We start from the raw sequence: 17,197 nt of genomic DNA, 5'->3' as shown, positions 1-17,197 counted from the left end.
TTTCACCGCGGAATGCGGTGAAAGCCACCCTCACCGCATTCACTTGAGGCGTACCGGAAGACTCGTGTGCCCGTTCGAAATGAACGACGGCATCTTCTCCAGTTCGGAAACCTCCGCCGCCAGGGCCAGATCGGGGAACCGTTCGAACAGCGCCGGTAGTGCGAGTTCCGCCTCCAGCCGCGCCAAGGGCGCGCCGAGGCAGTAGTGCACCCCGTGCCCGAACGACAGGTGCTGGCTCTTCGACTCCCGCGAAAGCCGGAACTCGTCCGCGTCGGAACCGTGCGCCTCGGGCGCGCGGCCCGCTGCCGCGTACGAAGCCAGGATCGCCTCGCCCGCCTTGATGTGCACCCCGTCGATCTCGATGTCCTCAACCGCGTACCGCAGCGGAAGGTTCGCGATCGGCGCCTGCCACCGCATGGTCTCGTCGATCACCTCGGCCCAGGTGTGCTCTCCGGAGCGCACCTTCGCCAGCTCCTCCGGATGCGTCAGCAGCGCCAGGATCGCGTGGTGCAGCAGATTCACCGTGGTCTCGTGCCCGGCCGAGATCATCAGGATCAGCGTGTCGATCAGCTCGGCCTCCTCCAGCACCGAACCGTCTTCGTCCCGCGCGGCGATCAGGCCGCTGGCGAGGTCCTCACCGGGGTTCACCCGCCCGTTCGCCACCAGCTGCCCGAGAATCCCGTACATCAGCACGCCGTTCGCCTGCGCTTCCTCGGCGCTGAGCGAGGTGTTGAACACCCCGTCCACCGCGCGCCGCAGCTCCGGCCGGTGCTCTTCGGGCACGCCGAACAGCTGGCAGATCACCTCGATCGGCAGCGGATAGGCGAAGTTCTCCCTCAGGTCCACCGAATCCGGCCCGGCGGCGAGCCGGTCCAGCAGGCCGGTGGTCAGCTCCTCGACCCACGGCCGCAGTGCTTCCACCCGGCGCGGGGTGAAAGCCTTCGACACCAGCGAACGCAGCCGCCGGTGGTCGCCGCCGTAGGCGGTGAACATGTTCTGCACCGAGACCCAGATCCGCAGCGGCCAGTCCTCGGGGATCTCACCGTCGCGGTAGGCCGCCCAGTGCAGGTTCGGGTTCTTCGACACCCGCGGGTCGGACAGCAGTTTCCGCAGCAGGTCCGGCTGGGTTACTGACCACGCCACCACTTCGCCAGGGAGTTCCACCAGCGTCGCGGCTCCGCGGGCGCGGAGTTCGGCGCCTTCGGTGTGGATGTCACGGCCGTTGGGATCGAGGACGAACGGGCGGGCTGGTGCCATGGGTGCTCTCCTGTCGGGTCGGGAACGGGACTGGCCGGTGCGACGACGGGGGTGAACAGGACCGGGAGACCGGCCAGCGCGCGGTGGAACGGGCCCGGCCGCCAGCGCAGTTCGGCGTCCGGCACGGCCAGGCGCAGATCCGGCAGCGCGTCGAGCAGGGTCTCGATGGCGGTGGTGGCGATCAGCCGCGCCGGGCCCTGCGCCGGGCAGGAGTGCACCCCGGCGCTCCAGGCGATGTGCGCCCGGTTGCCGGCCCGCTGCGCTTCGCCCAGCTCGGGATCGGTGTTGGCGGCGGCGAAACTGATCACCACGGGCTCGTCGGCAGGCAGACGCGCGCCCATCAGGTCGGCCGCCGGATAGGGGTAACCGGCGGAGTAGTTGGCCATGGGCGGGTCGCTCCAGAGGATCTCCTCCAGCGCGTCGTCCACGTGCAGGCTGCCGCCGGCCAGGTCCCCGGCGAAGCGCTCGTCCACCAGCAGCAGCCGCAGCCCGTTGGCGATCAGATTCTGCTGCGGTTCGGTGCCCGCGCCCATCAGCAGCACCAGCTGGTGCAGCATCTCCTCGTCGGTCAGCCCCGAGGGATGCGCCATCATCCACGAGGGCACGTCCTGGCTCGGCTGCCGCCGCTTGAGCGCCAGCAGGTCCAGCATGGCCGCGGTCAGCTCGGCGTTGGCGCGCTCCGGATCCACCATGTCGAAGATCCCGCGCATTCCCGCGGTGAGCCGCTCGCCCAGTTCCGGCGGGCAGCCGAAGAGGTGGTTGAACACCTGCAGGGAAAGGGTTCCGGCGTATTCGGTGAGCAGGTCCGCCCGGCCGGTCCGGGAGAACTTCGCGATCAGCTCCCGCGCGGCCTTCTCCACATAGTCCAGAAGGGCGTGCGGGTTCACCCGCGAGAGACTGTCGGTGACCGCGCTGCGGTAGCGCGCGTGCACCGCGCCGTCGGTGAACAGGCAGTTCGGCCGGTAGCCCATCATCGGCATCACCGGGTTGTCCGGCGGCTGAGTGGCCTGCCAGCGGCGCGGGTCCCGCGGATAGGTCTGCGGGGAGCGCAGCACGTCCAGCGCCGCCTCGTAGCTCAGCACCAGGCTCGCGTTCACCCCCGGCGCCAGCTCGACCGGCGCGACGTGGCCGTGTTCCTTGCGCATCCGCGCGTAGACCCCCGCCGGGTTCGCGGCGAACTCCTCGTCGTAGAGCGGGGTGCGCGTGGCGTGCGCGGGACAACCTACGGGCGGGATGGCGGGAACGGTCACGGATGCTCCTGGCGGCCGGGAGTGAACAGGTAGTCGACCAGGCTGATCAGCGCCGAGGCGGCGGACGCGCGATCGCGGGCGTCACAGGTGACCAACCGGGTCTGGGGTAGCAGATCGAGCGCCTCGCGCAGCTCGGCATCGGGGAAACGCGGCGCGCCGTCGAACTGGTTGACCGCCACGGCGTAGGGCAGGTCCAGTTCCTCCAGCAGGCCCATCACGTCGAAGGAGTCCTGCAGGCGGCTGGGATCGACCAGCACCAGCGCCCCGAGCGCGCCGTGGGCCAAGTCCTTCCACATCTGTGTGAACCGCTGCTGGCCCGGGGCGCCGAAGAGGTAGAGCACCACCTCGTCGCTCAGGGTCAGGCGCCCGAAGTCCATGGCCACCGTGGTGGTGTCCTTGCCGCGCACACCGGACAGGTCGTCGACCAGCGCGCCCGCCTGGGTCATCCGCTCCTCGGTGCGCAGCGGGCGGATCTCCGAGAGCGTGCCGACAAAGGTGGTCTTCCCCACCGCGAACGGGCCGACGATGAGGATCTTCACCGAAGTCCGGACCGTGGCGGGAACGTATCGGTCAGGTGAGAGCACGGAGGCCATCGAGTACCTTCTGCAGGAGTTGCTGGTCGGGGACTTCGGTCTCGCGCACCGCGGCCCGTGCTTCGATGTGCCCGCTGTCGAGCAGATCCGACAACAGCACCTTGGTGACGCTAGTGGGCAGCTTGAGATGCGCCGCCACCTCCGCGACGGCCAGCGCGCCGCCCCGGCACAGCTCCATCACCCGCCGCTTTTCCGGGCTCAGCCCGGTCACCGGCGCCCAGGTGGCCAGCACCACGGTGGCCACGTCCAGGGTGTTGCGGGTCGGATGGGCCCGGCCCTCGGTGACCACGTGCGGCCGGACCAGCGCCCGTTCCCGCCGCTGCCCGCTCATGCCGGGTTGCCAGGTCCCTCGGCCGGAAAGCGTGGTGGCGCGGTGAGTTCCTGGCCGAGTCTTTGCACCAGCTCTTGCAGTCGCGAGGAAACGCCCTCGATGTCCACCCGGCCGGTGGTGGACACCGCGACGTAGGCGCCCTGTCCGGCGGAGGTCAGGAAGACGAACCCGCCGTCGAATTCGATCAGCGTCTGCCGCCACTGCTCCGGCGGCTGACGGCAGAACTCGCCGGTGGCGCGGGCGAGCGACTGGAGCCCGGAGACCGCGGCGGCGGTGCGCTCGGCGTCCTCCACGGTGATTCCCTGCGAATGGGCCATCAGCAGGCCGTCGGCCGAGAGCAGCACCGCGGAGATGGTCTCCGGCATCTGCAGGGCCTGGTCGAGCATCCAGCCCAACCGGTTGTTGGTGGTGACGGAGCTGCTCACTGGAAATCCCTTTCGTCATCGGTGGAAGAAGCGCGGCCCTGGCGGGTGCCGCGCTGCCAGGCCGTGGCCGTGGCGACCGGGCTGTGGTTCACCGGGGACTCGGTCACTTCCGGCGCGGCGGGCTGCGGCACCGGAACCGACAACGTGGTGGTGGCCGCCCCGGTCACCGGGGCACGACGGCGACGGCGGGGCAGGCCGTGCTCGGTGGTACCCAGTTCCCCGGCCGGTTCGGCCGGCTGTGGTTCCGGCGCGGGAACGCGCACGGGCGGGGTCGGGCTGGGGGTGATCGCGGCCGGGCTGGCGGGCGCGGCCAGCGACGGGACTTCCTGCGGTACCGGCGCCGGGGCGGCGGCGCGGGTGAGCAGCTCGCTCGGCAGGAACAGGACCGCGCGCACCCCGCCGAAGGGCGAGCGCATGTCCACCGAGACGCGGAAGCCGTAGCGGTGGGAAAGCACGCCGATGACGGCGAACCCGATCCGCGGCGGCACACCGAGCGCGGCGATGTCCTGACCGCCGTGGCCTTCCAGCAGCCAGCCCGCGCGCTGCACCGCTTCCACCGTCATGCCGACCCCGGCGTCGTCGATGACGATCGCCAGCCCGTTGTGCGCCTGCTGGAAGGTGACCTGCACGGGTGAGCCGGGTTGCGAGTGGCGGGCGCCGTTGTCCAGCAGCTCGGCCACCGCGAGCACCACCGGTTCCACGGCCTGGCTGACCACCGCGGTGTCCGAAGGCGCCGGGATCTGGACGCGTGCGTAGTCACGGATGCGGCCGGTGGCCCCGCGCACCACGTCGGTCAGGGTCGCGGCGGAACGCTGCAGGCCCGGCCACGAACCGCACAGCACGGCGGTCGCCTGAGCACGGCGGCCCAGCTGCGAGTTCGCGTGGTCCAGACCGAGCAGACCGTCGAGCACGTCGGGATTGTCGTGGTGCTCCTCCATCGCCGAGATCAGCACCTGCTGCTCCCCCGCGAGGTTCTGCACCGTGCGCATCATCGCGCGCAGGGTGGCTGCGGCGGATTCGGCGGCGTTGCGGCGGGTCTGACCGGTCAGCTCGCTGATCACCACGAGCAGTTCGCGGTGCGGGTCTTCGCCGTTGAAGGCACGCAAAGGGCCGGGCACGGCCACGGCCTGGTTGGTCTGCGCCTCGACGATCGCGGGCAGCCGCCTGTGCAGCAGGTGCCGGTCTTCCTCTTCACGGGCGCGGAGTTCGGCCAGCAACTGCTCACCACGACGGCCGGTGTTGACGGTGACCCGGCGCTGGCGCACCAGCAACAGCGCGAAGGCCGCGGCGAGCAGCGAGACACAGACCAGCGCCGCCGTCAGCAGGGGGTACTCCATGGAATCCTCACGATCGACAGGGCAAGGACGCCTGGGCCGAGCCGGGGAATCATGCGGCAGCTCCACGGCATCGGGGATCGAAGGACGTCATCAGCAGCGAGTACCGTAGCGCAAACACGCCGTGAGCGGCAGCCGCTTCCCGCGAGAAAAAGTGGTTCTGCGCAGGGTAAGCCGAGCGGTCCGGGCCGCGAGGTCACCGGCGGCGCGGCTTTGCCGACGCGGATGTTCAGTACGCACCGGAACGGCATCCGGGAGCGACCGTCACCAACGCTTTGCCTGCAGCGAATTCCTCGACGCCGCCGGATTTACCGAGACCGGCGTGGGACGAACCGAGACAACTCGACAAGCTCCGGCCGACTCGCCTGGATCCTTTCCTCAAAGCACAGAGGTCCTTGCCCGATCGGGCAAGGACCTCCGCCGACGAGACGTCAGACCGCGGTGACGCGCTGGGCCTGAGGGCCCTTCTGGCCCTGGCCGATCTCGAACTCCACACGCTGTCCCTCATCCAAGGACTTGAAGCCGTTGCCCTGGATCTCCGAGTAGTGCACGAACACGTCCGGCCCGCCACCATCCTGCTCGATGAAGCCGAAGCCCTTTTCGCTGTTGAACCACTTCACACTGCCCTGAGCCATACTTTTTACCCGCTCTTCATCGTGCGTCAGAGCCCTGACCATGCCCTGATCTCAAGAGCCATACTCTCAGGCGCCGGCCCATCTGTGCACCCGTCGGAGCCGAGGCCGGCGCGATTACCACCACTTGGGCCATCGAGCCTCGGCAAGCACCACCTTCGGCAGAGATCAGTGCTGTGACCGACGGCACAACCATCGCTGTCACATCCGACGTCCGTCAGGTGTCCTTCCTTTGGCCGGGCCGGAGGGCAGGCCAGGGCAGAACGGAGCCGACACATGGAAACCGTGACCGTGCAGCGAGTGATCGCGGCGCCGATCGGCGAGGTCTTCGCTTGGTGCGCCACCACGACCAACTACACCCGCAGCCCGCTCGTGCTGCGCGCACGCCTGGCTCGCCATGGCCAGGGCGCGCCGTACGGTGTCGGCGCCATCCGGCTGCACACCTGGCTCATCGGCTGGTTCCGGGAGCGCATCACCGCCTACCAGCCGCCGTACGAGTTCTCCTATGTCGTCGAACGCAGCTTTCCCCCGACCCGCCATGAACTCGGCCGGATGACCTTCACCGAGGTGCCGGGAGGCACCCGGGTCGTGTGGACCACCCGAGTCGGACTGCCCGTGCCGTTCGGCGACGCGCTCATCCGCCGGGTCGCCAGGCCCGTGGTGGCCCGTGTCTTCGGCAGGATCCTCGACACGGCCAGCACCGCCCTCACCGGCAGCCCCGCACACTGATTCCCTGGAACAGTTCTGGAGCACGATGCCGGAAACGACTCAGTCGCGCGGTGGTTCGCCGAGCACGATGTGAACGAAGATGCCGGACAGTCCGTACGTGCTGACTCCGGCCACCGCCGCGCCGGGATCGGGCCAGGCGAGCCGGTCGCGGACACCGGCGATGTTCAGTCCGGTCCAGTCGACGCTGGAAGTCGGCCGATCGCCGTAAAGGCTGGCGGGGATACTGCGGTGCCGCACGATGAGAGCGGCCTTGATCAGGCCGGCGAGTCCGCCGGCGGCCTCCGGATGCCCGATGTTCGTTTTGACCGAGCCGACCAGGCAGGGCTTCCCCGGTTCTCGATGGCGTCCGATGGCGGTGCCGATCGCCTGCAGTTCGATGGTGTCCCCGGCGGGAGCGGCGTTGCCGTGCGCCTCGACGTAACCGATCCGTTCCGGCGCGATACCGGCGTTGGCGCAGGCCCGGTCGATGACCTGGAGGTAGCCCTCCGCGGACGGCGCGATGATGGCCCTCGCCGTCCGTCCCTTGCTGGCCTGGGCGCTGCCGAGGATCACCGCGTGAACGGTGTCGCCGTCGGCCTGTGCCCGCGCCAGTCGTTTGAGGACGACGACGCCGGCACCGTCGCTGCGGATGAACCCGTCGGCGTCTTCATCGGCGAAGCGGCAACGCCCGGAGGGCGACAGCATGCCCGCGGCGGAATAGCCGACGGTGTGATCGGTGCCCAGGACGAGGCTGACCCCGCCGGCCACGGCCGTATCGCACTCACCGGTGCGCAGGCTCTGGCAGGCCAGGTGCACGGCGAGGGTGCCCGATGAGCACGCCGCGTCCACGGTCGCGCAGGGACCGCGCAAGTCCCAGGCATGACTGATGCGGCCCGAAGCCATGCTGCGCGCGGCAGCGCCCGCGATGGCGTACATGTCCACTGTCGCCTTCGTGCGGAGCGCGTCCCAGTGTTCTCCGGTGCTCTGCCCCATGAAGACGCCGATGTCCTGCCCGGCAAGCACTTCCGCGTCGAGGCCGGCGTCACGAAGGGCGTCGCGCGTGGTGGTCAGGAGGACCTGGTGCTGTGGATCGACGACGACGGCTTCGCGTTCGGTGATCCCGAAGAGCGCGGCATCGAAATCGCTTGCGTAGTCGACGAAACCGCCCGCACGACTGACCAGGTGGCCGGACCGGCGCGGGGTCGGGTCGTAGAGTTCCGCCGTGTCGATCCGGCCGGCGGGAGCCGACCTCGCGACCGCGTCACCTCGCTCGCCGAGCAGCTCCCAGAGCCGACCATGGGTGGGCGCGCCGGGAAACCGGCAGCCCATACCGATGATCGCGATCGGGTCGTACGCCATCAATCCCGCCTCGCGTGTGCGCCGCAGCCGGCTATGACCTGGCTCACACTCATTGGTGGCAGGCACTTGTCCGCCGAATCTTTGCACTCTATGTGATCATTCGCGCCGTCCGGGTAGTCACCCGGGTCGCTTTCGGCGCCGGCGTCCGGCGTCTCGTGCTGGGTCCCGGAGGCCTTCGGCAATGTGCGGTATCGCGGGCTGGGTCGATCCGACCCGCCCACTGAACGACAAGGTCCGCCCGGTCCGCGCGATGGCAGGCACGCTGGCCGCCAGGGGGCCGGACAGCGAGGGCGTGTGGGCGGGCGCGAACGCGGTACTCGGCCACCGCAGGCTCGCGGTGATGGACCCGGAACACGGCGAACAGCCCATGGCGCTCCACGATGACCGGGATCTTCCGCTCATGGTCATCAGCTACTCCGGCGAGGTGTTCAACCACCCCGAGCTCCGGGCGGAGCTGGAACTGCTCGGCCACAAGTTCCGCACCGACACCGACACCGAAGTCGTCCTGCACGCCTGCCTGGAATGGGGAACCGGGGCCGCGGAACGGCTCAACGGGATGTTCGCCTTCGCGGCCTGGGACGCGCGGCGAGGACGGCTGCTGCTCGTGCGCGACCGGCTCGGCGTCAAGCCCTTGTTCTACGCGCGCCACGGCCACGGCGTCCTCTTCGCCTCCGAGCCGAAAGCGTTGTTCGCCAGCGGAGTCATCGCCCCGGCTGTCGACGAAGACGGGTTACGCGACTTCCTGGCATCCGTCCGGACTCCCGGCGGCAGCCTCTTCCAAGGCGTGCGCGAGGTCCGGCCCGGCACCATGGTGGTGGTCGACGACCGGGGAATCCGCGAGTGCCGCTACTGGGAACTGCGGGCCCGCCCGCACACCGACGCCGTACCGGATTCGGTGGACCGGGTACGCGAACTGCTGGAAGACATCGCGGAGCGGCACGTGCGCGCCGACGTCCCGCTCGGCGCACTGCTGTCGGGAGGGCTGGACTCCAGCGCACTGGTCGCGCTGGGCAGGCGCGCCGCGCGGGGCGGACTGCGCACGTTCTCCGTCGACTTCACCGGCGAGTTCGTCCCGGACCGGCTCCGTGCCACCCCCGACGCCCCCTACGTGCGGGACATGGTGAGGCACTGCGGGCTCGACCATCGCGACATCGTGCTCGACTCGGCGATGCTGACCGACCCGGCCGTTCGGGAGGCGGTGGTCACCGCCCGGGACGCGCCCGCGACCGGCGACATGGACACGTCGCTTTACCTGCTGTTCCAAGCGGTCCGGGACCATGCGACCGTGGTGATCTCCGGGGAGAGCGCCGACGAGGTCTTCGGCGGCTACCCGTGGTTCCACGAACCGGCCGCGCTGGTCTCCGACGATTACCCGTGGCGGTACCTGACCGGCCGCAGCGGCACTTACCAGGCCCTGCTGCGCGAGGACGTCGCCGCCGCGCTCGGCATCACCACCCATCGCGCGGACCACTACCGGCAGGCTCTGTCGGAAGTTCCCGTGCTGCCAGGGGAAACAGGCGTCCAAAGGCGGATGCGGGAGGTGTTCCACCTGCACCTGACCCGATGGCTGCCCGACCTGCTCGACCGCAAGGACCGGCTGAGCATGGCCGTCGGCCTGGAAGTACGAGTACCGTTCTGCGATCACCGCCTCGTCGAGTACGCCTTCAACACACCGTGGGCACAACACACCTTCGACGGCCGGGAGAAATCCCTCCTCCGGGCCGCCACCGCCGGTCTGCTCCCGGCCGGCGTCGCCACCCGGGCCAAAGCCCCGTACCCCATCACCCAGGACCCCGCCTACGACAGCGTGATCCGTGATCAGGCATACGACCTGGCGGCGACACCGACCGCGCCGGTGTGGACTTTCCTCGACCCACGACGACTTCGCGATCGGCTCGCGCGCCCGGTGGCCGACCGAGCCACTCGTGCGGGCATCGACTTCGCCCTCAACCTCGACCTGTGGCTGCGGACGATCCACCCGGCCACCCCATCGGCGGACACGGTCTGAACACACAAGATTCCGCCGAGGGGTGTGGCCGGTCGTTTCGCTGGAGTCAGCGTGCGGTGGGCAGGTAGTGCGGCGCCTTCCGGGCGTGGGTGGCCTGCTCGTAGGCGTAGGCGTAACCGAGCAGGGACGCGTCGGTCGCGCGGGTGCCGAGGAACGAGATGCCGATCGGGAGCCCCGTCCTGGCGAAGCCTCCAGGAACGGTGATGTGCGGATACCCGGCTGTCGACGTGCTGCGGGTGCTGCTGACGAAGGGACTACCGCCGCCCCCGAAGATCGGCGGGGCGGGCAGGTCGGTGGCCGTCACGATCGCGTCGAGGCGGTACTTCTTCACGACGGCGTCGATCGAGTCCCGGGCCTGTCCGGTCGCCGCCGCCCGGTGGGCGCGGTAGGTCGGATCGTTCAGGTTCCCGTCGGTCTTGTCGGCCATCTCGAGCAGGTCCTGGTCGAAGCCCGGCAATTCGATCGCGGCGTTCCTCTTGTTGTAGGCGATGAGGTCGGTGAGGTTCTTGGGGTGCCCGCCCGGGGTCGCCGCGAGATAGCCGTTGAGGTCGTGCTTGAACTCGGTCAGCACGGCGGGCAGCAAATGCGGCTGGACCATTCCGATGACGTCGGGGACATCCGCTCCTTCGACGACCGTGGCGCCCAGGGCGCGGAGCCGCTGAACAGTGGACTCGAAGACCCGGTCGACGTCGCGGTCGATTCCCTCGTGTCCCTTGCGCCAGACACCGATTCGCTTGCCGCGCAACGAATCGCGGTCGAGCAGGGTGCGGTAGTCGGCGGGCAGGGCGCCCGCGACCGGTGCCGTGGCCGGATCCGCCGCGTCGGCTCCCGCCATCACGGCGAGGGTCAGTGCCGCGTCGGTCACCGTGCGGGCGATGGGGCCGGGAGTGTCGTGCTGGTTCGTGATCGGCACGACACCGCCGCGGCTGACCACCCCCAGCGTGGTCTTCATACCGACCGTCGACGTCGCGGCGGACGGGCACACGATCGACGAGTCGGTCTCCGTGCCGATCGTCACCGTCGCCAGCCCGGCCGCCGCCGCGGCCGCGGAACCGCTGGACGAACCGCACGGGCTGCGATCGAGGACGTAGGGGTTGCGGGTCTGGCCACCGACGGCGCTCCAGCCCGGGATCTGCCTGGACCCGTAGAAGTTGGCCCATTCGGACATGTTCGCCTTGCCGAGGATGACCGCACCGGCATCGCGCAGACGCCGCACCAGGAACGCGTCCTTGGCCGGTTTCGCCGTGCGCAACGCTGTCGAGCCCGCGGTGGTGGTCTGGCGGTCCGCGGTGTCGATGTTCTCCTTCAGCAGGATCGGAATCCCTTCCAGCGGTCCCCGCGCCTGGTGGGCGCGGCGACGGCTGTCGCTCTGGCGCGCGAGCGCGAGCGCGTCCGGATTCGTCTGCACCACCGCGTTCAGACGCGGATTGAGGGCGTCGACGCGCTCGAGGTAGCCACGCGTGAGCCGCTCGGAACTCAGCAGCCTGCCATCCATGGCCCGCTGCAGATCCGGAATGGTCAGCCGGTCCAGCACGGTGCTCATGTCCGCGGCCTGGAACGAGGTCGTGCGATCGTCGGCGTGCGCCGCCGCGGGCAGCAGAAGACAGGCGCCTGTCAGTGCCGCCACGATCCCACGCCGTCGTGTTCGAGCTGACGAACGCATTTCTTCCTCCTTGTTCGAGCACCGTTCATGGTGCCCCGAAATGGTGAACTTTCTGACGCGGGGATCGATTTCCTGCCGCGTGGACCGGCTCCAAGTCCGATAACCGAACTTTAAGCCGTCCGACAGCGTGAGGCGATGGCACCTGCTGCCCAGTCGGGGTGGGGTTAACCCCACCCTGTCCACAATGGAACCCGTTGACCAGGCAACACGCGAGCCGGGTCATCCAGCCGGGTGATCCACCATTCCGGGGCCGGAACCACAGTTCAAGCGCGAGCGACGAGGGTTCGTAACCGGACACGAGAACGACCGGTGCAATTCGTCGAATTGAACGAACCGGGCACATTTCCTCGCGGGCTGATCTGCGAGCAAAAGAAATCGAGCTGCCCGGCGGCCTTCAGAACTCCTCGTTCGGCGGCATGGCCGGTTCTGCGGGCCGAACACTTCACCAGGTCGGCATCATCGCCTCGGGGTAGCGGGAGCCGGCCGCGCCCCTGGGCAGGACCTCCTGCACTCGCGCCAGGTCGTCCGCCGTCAGCACCAGGTGTGCCGCCGCCACGTTCTCGGCCAACCGCCCCGGGCTGCGCGTGCCCGGGATCGGCACGACGTCGTCGCCCTGCGCCAGCAGCCACGCCAGCGCGAGCTGGGTCACCGTCGCGCCCTTCTCCCGTGCCAGCGCGGTCAGCGCCTCGACCGCGGCGACGTTGCGCTCGTAGTTGCCCGGCTGCCACCGGTCGTCCCAGCTGCGCATGTCGTCCGCCGGGTACTCGGCCGCCGGCTTCACCGCGGACGTGAGGAACCCGCGGCCCAGCGGCGAGTACGGAACGAACCCGATGCCCAGCTCCCGCACCACCGGCAGCACCTCGACCTCGACCGCGCGCTCGAACACCGAGTACTCGGTCTGCAGCACCGACACCGGGTGCACGGCGTGCGCGCGCCGCAGCACGTCCGGGCCCGCCTCGCTCAGCCCGAAGAAGCGGACCTTGCCCTCGGCGACCAGCTCGCCGACCATGCCCGCCACGTCCTCGATCGGCACGTCCGGATCCACCCGGTGCTGGTAGAGGACGTCGACGTGGTCGGTACCCAGGTATCGGAGGCTGTTCTCGGTGACCTCGCGGATGTGCTCGGGCCTGCTGTCGAGCTTCGCACCCACGTTCGCCGGGTCGGTCAGGTCGAAGCCGAACTTCGTGGCGAGCACGACCTCGTCCCGGAACCCGGCCACCGCCCGTCCCAGCAGCCGTTCGTTGCTGCCGGTGCCCATGCCGTACAGCTCTGCGGTGTCGAACAGGGTGACGCCCAGCTCGTGGGCGCGGCGGATGGTGGCGATGCCGCCCGCCTCGTCGCCCGCGCCGTACGCCATCGTCATGCCCATCGTGCCGAGGCCGATCGCGCCGACCTCCAGGCCCTGCGTGCCGAGCACGCGTGTGGGCAGGTTCTGCAGCTGTGTCATACCTTCGACGCTAGAGCGCACTCGTCGCGCCGACATGAGCGGTGAACCGCATAGGATTGCCTGATCCTCTCACCCATCCTGTTCGGAGCAGCCCGTGCTCGACCAGCTCGCGGCGGCCGTGGGCCGTCACCGCAACGGCCTGTGGTCCGGCGCCACCGCCGTGCCCCGGCTCACCGTGGTCGCCCTCGACGAGGTGGTCGACCCTCTCGACCTGCGCTACGAGCCGATGGTGTGCTTCATCGCCGAGGGCTCCAAGCGCACCATCACGGGGGAACACAGCCTGTCGGCCCGCCGCGGCGACATGTTCCTCAACTCGCTCGACCTGCCGGTCACCGCCGTGTTCGAGGAGGTGCCGTACCGCTCTGCCGTGCTGCACCTCGACGGCCCGGCCTTGGCCGACCTGCTGCTCGAACTCGACGGCGAGGCCCCGGCCACCCCGGCCGCGGGCCAGGTCTCCGCCACGATGACCCCGGAACTGGTCGACGCCGTCACCCGCTGGGTGCGGCTGCTCGACACCCCCGACGACATCCGGCCGCTGGCCGCCCGCGTGGAGGCCGAGATCCTCTACCGCCTGCTCGGCAGCGCACTCGGCCCGACCCTGCGCCAGTTCGCGGCCACCGGCTCGGCGTTGACCAGGGTGCGCGCCGCAGCCGACTGGATCGCCGCCCACTTCACCGAGCCCATCACCGTGGAGCGGGTCGCGGCGGTCGCGCACATGAGCCCGGCCACCCTGCATCGGCATTTCAAGGCCACCACCGGCATGAGCCCGCTGCGGTTCCAGAAGCACCTGCGACTCCAGGAGGCCCGGCGCCTGCTGGTGGCAGGCGACACCACGGCCGCGCACACCGCCGATGCCGTCGGCTACGCCAGCGCCACCCAGTTCACCCGGGAATACCGCCGCGCCTACGGCCTGCCGCCGATGCGCGACGCCGCCCGCCTGCGCGACAGGCTCACCGACAGCCGCTCCTAGCGGGCCTTCCGGAAGAGGGAACGGACGGTCAGCGGAAGAGACGGAAGAACCCGCGCACCTGCTCGATCAGCGACTCCGGCTGCTCCAGGGCGGCGAAGTGGCCTCCTCGCGGCAGTTCCTCGAACCAGCGCAGGTCGGTGAACCGCAGTTCGGCCTCCCGCCGCGACGGACGGGTTATGTCGCGCGGGTAGACCGACAGCCCGGACGGCGCGGTCACCTTGTCCCGGAAGTCGGCGAAGCTTTCCCAGTACAGGCGCGCCGACGACGTGGCCGACGCGGTGAACCAATAGACCGAGATCTCGTCGAGGATCGTCTGCCGCGACAACACGTTCTCGGGATGGCCGTCGTTGTCCGTCCACGCCCAGAACTTCTCGGCGATCCAGGCGGCCTGCCCCGCCGGGGAGTCGGTGAGGCCGTAGCCGAGCGTCTGCGGCCGGGTCGCCTGGAGCGCCGAGTATCCCCGGCCGGTGCGCTGGAACTCCTTCTCGGCCGCGAGGTTCGCCAGCTCCGCGGACGTCGGATCGTCGAACGTGCCCGCAGCCACGGATCCCAGGTTCAGGTGCACACCGGCGACCCGCTCGGGTGCCACCTCGCCCAGCGCGCCGGACACCGCCGAACCCCAGTCACCGCCCTGCGCGCCGTAGCGCTCGTAGCCCAGCGAAACCATCAACGTGTCCCAGGCGCGCGCGATGCGCGTGATGCCCCACCCGGTCGTCGACGGCTTGTCACTCCAGCCGTACCCGGGCAACGACGGCGCGACCACGTGGAACGCGTCCGCCGGGTCACCGCCGTGCGCGCGCGGATCGGTCAGCGGGCCGAGGACCTCCAGGAACTCCAGCACCGAACCCGGCCACCCGTGCGTGAGCACGAGCGGGAACGCGTCCGGCTCCGGCGAGCGGACGTGCAGGAAGTGGATGCCCAGCCCGTCGACCGTGTCACGGTACTGCGGGAAAGCGTTCAGCCGCCCGGCGAACCCGAAGTCGTAGTCCTCGGCCCAGCTGCGGCAGAGCTCCCGCGCGTACGCCAGCGGCAAACCCTGTGACCAGTCGTCCACCGGCTCGGCCTCGGGCCACCGCGTCCGGCGCAACCGTTCACGCAGATCCGCGATCTCGGCTTCGGTGATGCTGACCTCGAACGGTTCTGCGGCCATGACGGTGCTTCCTTCCTCGTTCAGGTGTAGTCGGACAGATCGGTTCACGCGCCTGGGCGCCGGGTCAGGGTGAGGGCGAGTCCGGCCAGAGGTAGTGCCGCGAGCACGGCGAGGGCCACCGGCACCGACGCGATGCCGGACAGGCCGGCGACAGCGGCCGGGCCGATTCCGCCGCCCAGGGCGGTCATGAAGTTGAACAGGCCTTGTCCGGTGTCGCGGTCGCGCGCGGCGACCAGCTCCGGTGCGAGGCCCACCAGTACGGCCTGCGCGCCGGCGAAGCCGCACACGGTCAGCGCCGCGCCGACGACGACCGGGATCGGCCCGTCGAAGACCGCGACCACGAGCACGCCGACGACGGTGAGTGCCGCAAGCCCGGCCGACACCTGCCAGCCGGTGAACCGGTCGGTCAAGGTGCCGACCAGCCGCCCCGCCAGCACCGAGCAGGCGGCGGCCGGGACCAGGATCGCGCCGGCTTCGAGGGCGCCACCGCCCGTGGCCTGCTCGATCAGGGACGGGGCGACGAACAGCACCCCGTAGTAACCGGCGAAGATCGTCCCGCCGATGAGCCCGGCAGGCAGGAAGCCGCGGGCCGCGATCACCCGCCGAGGCACGAACCCGTCGGGCGTGCGCCGCACGCGCCACCACAGTCCCACGGCGGCGAGCACTCCGGCGGCGGCCACGGCGAGCGTGACCGGAGCGGGCAGGCCGACCGAGTGTGCCTGCAGCAACGTGATCAACGAGGCGGCGAGTACCGACAGCACGGCCGCGCCGACGAGGTCGAACCGCCCGGCCGGGCCGTCCGGCTCACCGCCGGCGATCCGCGTGAACGTGCGCCTGCGCGCCAAGGCGAGCAGCAGCAGGGGCAGCGCGAGGACCGGGATCGCGAGCACGGCACGCCACCCCAGCCAAGCGGTGACCGCCCCGCCCAGCAGGGTCCCGCACGCCGACGCCGTCGCGCTGGCGGCCGCGATGATTCCCAGCGCGCGGATCCTTTCCCGCCCGGGAAGGGCGGTGGCCACGGCGAAGACGGCGATCACGGTCGCACCGGCCCCGGCGCCACCGATCAGCCGACCGGCGATCACGACCGGCAGTGTCGGGCCGGCTCCCGCGAGCGCCGAGCCCGCGGCGAGCACCACGACTCCGGCGACGAGTACCCGGAGGGGGCTCCACCGGGCCATCAGCCTGCCCGCGACCGGCATCGCGAGCGCGGAGGTCAGCGACCACGCGGCGAGAATCCATGCCGTGGCCCCGAACGGCACCGCGAGCGCACGGCCGACGGCGGGCAGCGCCACCGACGGCGCCCCCAGCGCCACGTACATCGGCAGCACCAGCATCCCCAGGATCAGACCCAGCCGCCGCCCGTCCGGGGCGTGGTCCGATCCCCCGCTGGGGGCTCCTACGGCGGGGATCGTCTGCGGCATCGTCGTCTCCTTCCACAGCGTGGCGTGACACGTGACAGCTACTATGGGTGTCACGCTACGGAACATGGAGGAGACACGTCAAATGACCGATGCGTGTTACAGGTCATCGGCGGTCGAGACGGCCGTCGCTCTTGCCAACACCTTGAGGCCGATCAAAGGTGAGGACGCGCTCGAGACGGTGGAGCAGCTCCGGGACTTCCTCGACGACCATTCGCCGGACGCGGGCAGAGGGACCGGCCCGCAGCGTCTCACCCGTACCGACCTGGCCGAGGTCCGCGCGGTGCGCGAGACGGTGCGCGCCGTCCTCGAACGAGCGAGCACCGACGCGGCGGCGGCCGCGGCCCTGATCAATGACGGCCTGCGTGACAACCGCGCCACGCCCGTGCTGCGCCACGATCAGGACCGCTGGTGGACCGAGGTCACCTCCGACACCGACCGCTGCTCGGCACACCTGGCCGCGACCACGCTCAGCGCACTGGCCTCCGTGATCGCCACCCTCGGCGCGACTCGGCTCGGCGTCTGTGCCGGGATGAACTGCCGAGCCACTTTCGTCGACCTGTCGCGCAACGGCTCGAAGCAGTACTGCACGCGGAACTGCGCGCACCGGGCCAGCGTCGCGGCCTACCGGAGCCGGCAAAGCCCGGGTTGA

The 17,197-nt window shown here is 70.3% G+C and carries 16 protein-coding genes; 4 read left to right on the top strand and 12 right to left on the bottom strand.

Features of this window, described 5'->3' with window-relative positions; translation table 11 throughout:
* Positions 1 to 39: 39 nt before the first annotated feature.
* From ACLJPX_RS29845 to ACLJPX_RS29815, 7 genes are all read right to left on the bottom strand, one after another.
* On the bottom strand, positions 40 to 1,146 hold the full coding sequence (locus ACLJPX_RS29845) for a cytochrome P450 family protein (RefSeq protein WP_410604061.1): 1,107 nt from the start codon (positions 1,144 to 1,146) through the stop codon (positions 40 to 42).
* Positions 1,128 to 2,507 (bottom strand): cytochrome P450, encoded by a 1,380-nt coding sequence (locus ACLJPX_RS29840; protein ID WP_410603741.1) that lies wholly within the window; start codon positions 2,505 to 2,507, stop codon positions 1,128 to 1,130. The genes ACLJPX_RS29845 and ACLJPX_RS29840 overlap by 19 nt, the downstream gene beginning before the upstream one ends.
* A complete protein-coding gene (locus ACLJPX_RS29835; RefSeq protein ID WP_410603739.1) occupies positions 2,504 to 3,100 on the bottom strand; it encodes a GTP-binding protein in 597 nt (198 codons plus the stop codon). The genes ACLJPX_RS29840 and ACLJPX_RS29835 overlap by 4 nt, the downstream gene beginning before the upstream one ends.
* Positions 3,078 to 3,431: a DUF742 domain-containing protein gene (locus tag ACLJPX_RS29830; RefSeq protein WP_020634220.1), complete on the bottom strand. Its 354-nt coding sequence runs from the start codon at positions 3,429 to 3,431 to the stop codon at positions 3,078 to 3,080. The genes ACLJPX_RS29835 and ACLJPX_RS29830 overlap by 23 nt, the downstream gene beginning before the upstream one ends.
* Positions 3,428 to 3,856 carry a roadblock/LC7 domain-containing protein gene (locus tag ACLJPX_RS29825; RefSeq protein WP_005153253.1) on the bottom strand — a complete coding sequence of 143 codons (429 nt, stop codon included), beginning with the start codon at positions 3,854 to 3,856 and terminating at the stop codon, positions 3,428 to 3,430. The genes ACLJPX_RS29830 and ACLJPX_RS29825 overlap by 4 nt, the downstream gene beginning before the upstream one ends.
* Positions 3,853 to 5,193: an ATP-binding protein gene (locus ACLJPX_RS29820; RefSeq protein ID WP_410603736.1), complete on the bottom strand. Its 1,341-nt coding sequence runs from the start codon at positions 5,191 to 5,193 to the stop codon at positions 3,853 to 3,855. The genes ACLJPX_RS29825 and ACLJPX_RS29820 overlap by 4 nt, the downstream gene beginning before the upstream one ends.
* A 428-nt stretch (positions 5,194 to 5,621) precedes the next feature.
* Positions 5,622 to 5,825, bottom strand: coding sequence for a cold-shock protein (locus ACLJPX_RS29815; protein ID WP_044855193.1), 204 nt, complete (start codon positions 5,823 to 5,825; stop codon positions 5,622 to 5,624).
* A gap of 273 nt (positions 5,826 to 6,098) precedes the next feature.
* Here ACLJPX_RS29815 and ACLJPX_RS29810 point away from each other — a divergent pair, with 273 nt between their 5' ends.
* The gene (locus ACLJPX_RS29810; RefSeq protein ID WP_410603734.1) at positions 6,099 to 6,551 is read left to right on the top strand and encodes an SRPBCC family protein; all 453 of its coding nucleotides are present in this window, start codon (positions 6,099 to 6,101) and stop codon (positions 6,549 to 6,551) included.
* Positions 6,552 to 6,590: 39 nt separating this feature from the next.
* Here ACLJPX_RS29810 and ACLJPX_RS29805 read toward each other — a convergent pair whose 3' ends face one another.
* Complete coding sequence (locus tag ACLJPX_RS29805) at positions 6,591 to 7,889, bottom strand: polyketide synthase (RefSeq protein ID WP_410603732.1); 1,299 nt, start codon at positions 7,887 to 7,889, stop codon at positions 6,591 to 6,593.
* A 181-nt stretch (positions 7,890 to 8,070) separates the two neighbouring features.
* Here ACLJPX_RS29805 and asnB point away from each other — a divergent pair, with 181 nt between their 5' ends.
* Positions 8,071 to 9,897 carry an asparagine synthase (glutamine-hydrolyzing) gene (gene asnB / locus ACLJPX_RS29800; RefSeq protein ID WP_410603730.1) on the top strand — a complete coding sequence of 609 codons (1,827 nt, stop codon included), beginning with the start codon at positions 8,071 to 8,073 and terminating at the stop codon, positions 9,895 to 9,897.
* A 46-nt stretch (positions 9,898 to 9,943) separates the two neighbouring features.
* On the opposite strand, the gene ACLJPX_RS29795 is transcribed toward asnB, so the two are convergent.
* Positions 9,944 to 11,560, bottom strand: coding sequence for an amidase (locus ACLJPX_RS29795; protein WP_410603728.1), 1,617 nt, complete (start codon positions 11,558 to 11,560; stop codon positions 9,944 to 9,946).
* A 442-nt stretch (positions 11,561 to 12,002) separates the two neighbouring features.
* On the bottom strand, positions 12,003 to 13,007 hold the full coding sequence (locus ACLJPX_RS29790) for an aldo/keto reductase (RefSeq protein WP_410603726.1): 1,005 nt from the start codon (positions 13,005 to 13,007) through the stop codon (positions 12,003 to 12,005).
* 94 nt (positions 13,008 to 13,101) lie between these two features.
* Here ACLJPX_RS29790 and ACLJPX_RS29785 point away from each other — a divergent pair, with 94 nt between their 5' ends.
* Entirely contained in the window at positions 13,102 to 13,977 is an 876-nt protein-coding gene (locus tag ACLJPX_RS29785; RefSeq protein ID WP_410603724.1) for an AraC family transcriptional regulator N-terminal domain-containing protein, read from the top strand.
* A gap of 28 nt (positions 13,978 to 14,005) precedes the next feature.
* On the opposite strand, the gene ACLJPX_RS29780 is transcribed toward ACLJPX_RS29785, so the two are convergent.
* Together ACLJPX_RS29780 and ACLJPX_RS29775 are read right to left on the bottom strand one after the other, a co-directional pair.
* The gene (locus ACLJPX_RS29780) at positions 14,006 to 15,127 is read right to left on the bottom strand and encodes an epoxide hydrolase family protein (RefSeq protein WP_410603722.1); all 1,122 of its coding nucleotides are present in this window, start codon (positions 15,125 to 15,127) and stop codon (positions 14,006 to 14,008) included.
* A 44-nt stretch (positions 15,128 to 15,171) separates the two neighbouring features.
* Positions 15,172 to 16,548: an MFS transporter gene (locus tag ACLJPX_RS29775; protein WP_410603720.1), complete on the bottom strand. Its 1,377-nt coding sequence runs from the start codon at positions 16,546 to 16,548 to the stop codon at positions 15,172 to 15,174.
* An 82-nt stretch (positions 16,549 to 16,630) separates the two neighbouring features.
* On the opposite strand from ACLJPX_RS29775, the gene ACLJPX_RS29770 reads away from it, so the two are divergent.
* The gene (locus ACLJPX_RS29770) at positions 16,631 to 17,197 is read left to right on the top strand and encodes a CGNR zinc finger domain-containing protein (protein WP_410603718.1); all 567 of its coding nucleotides are present in this window, start codon (positions 16,631 to 16,633) and stop codon (positions 17,195 to 17,197) included.

The sequence above is a fragment of the Amycolatopsis sp. lyj-90 genome (assembly GCF_046549035.1).
Lineage (GTDB): Bacteria > Actinomycetota > Actinomycetes > Mycobacteriales > Pseudonocardiaceae > Amycolatopsis.
The sequence above is the reverse complement of the archived record's forward strand: the minus strand, read 5'-3'. Positions and strand labels throughout refer to the sequence as shown.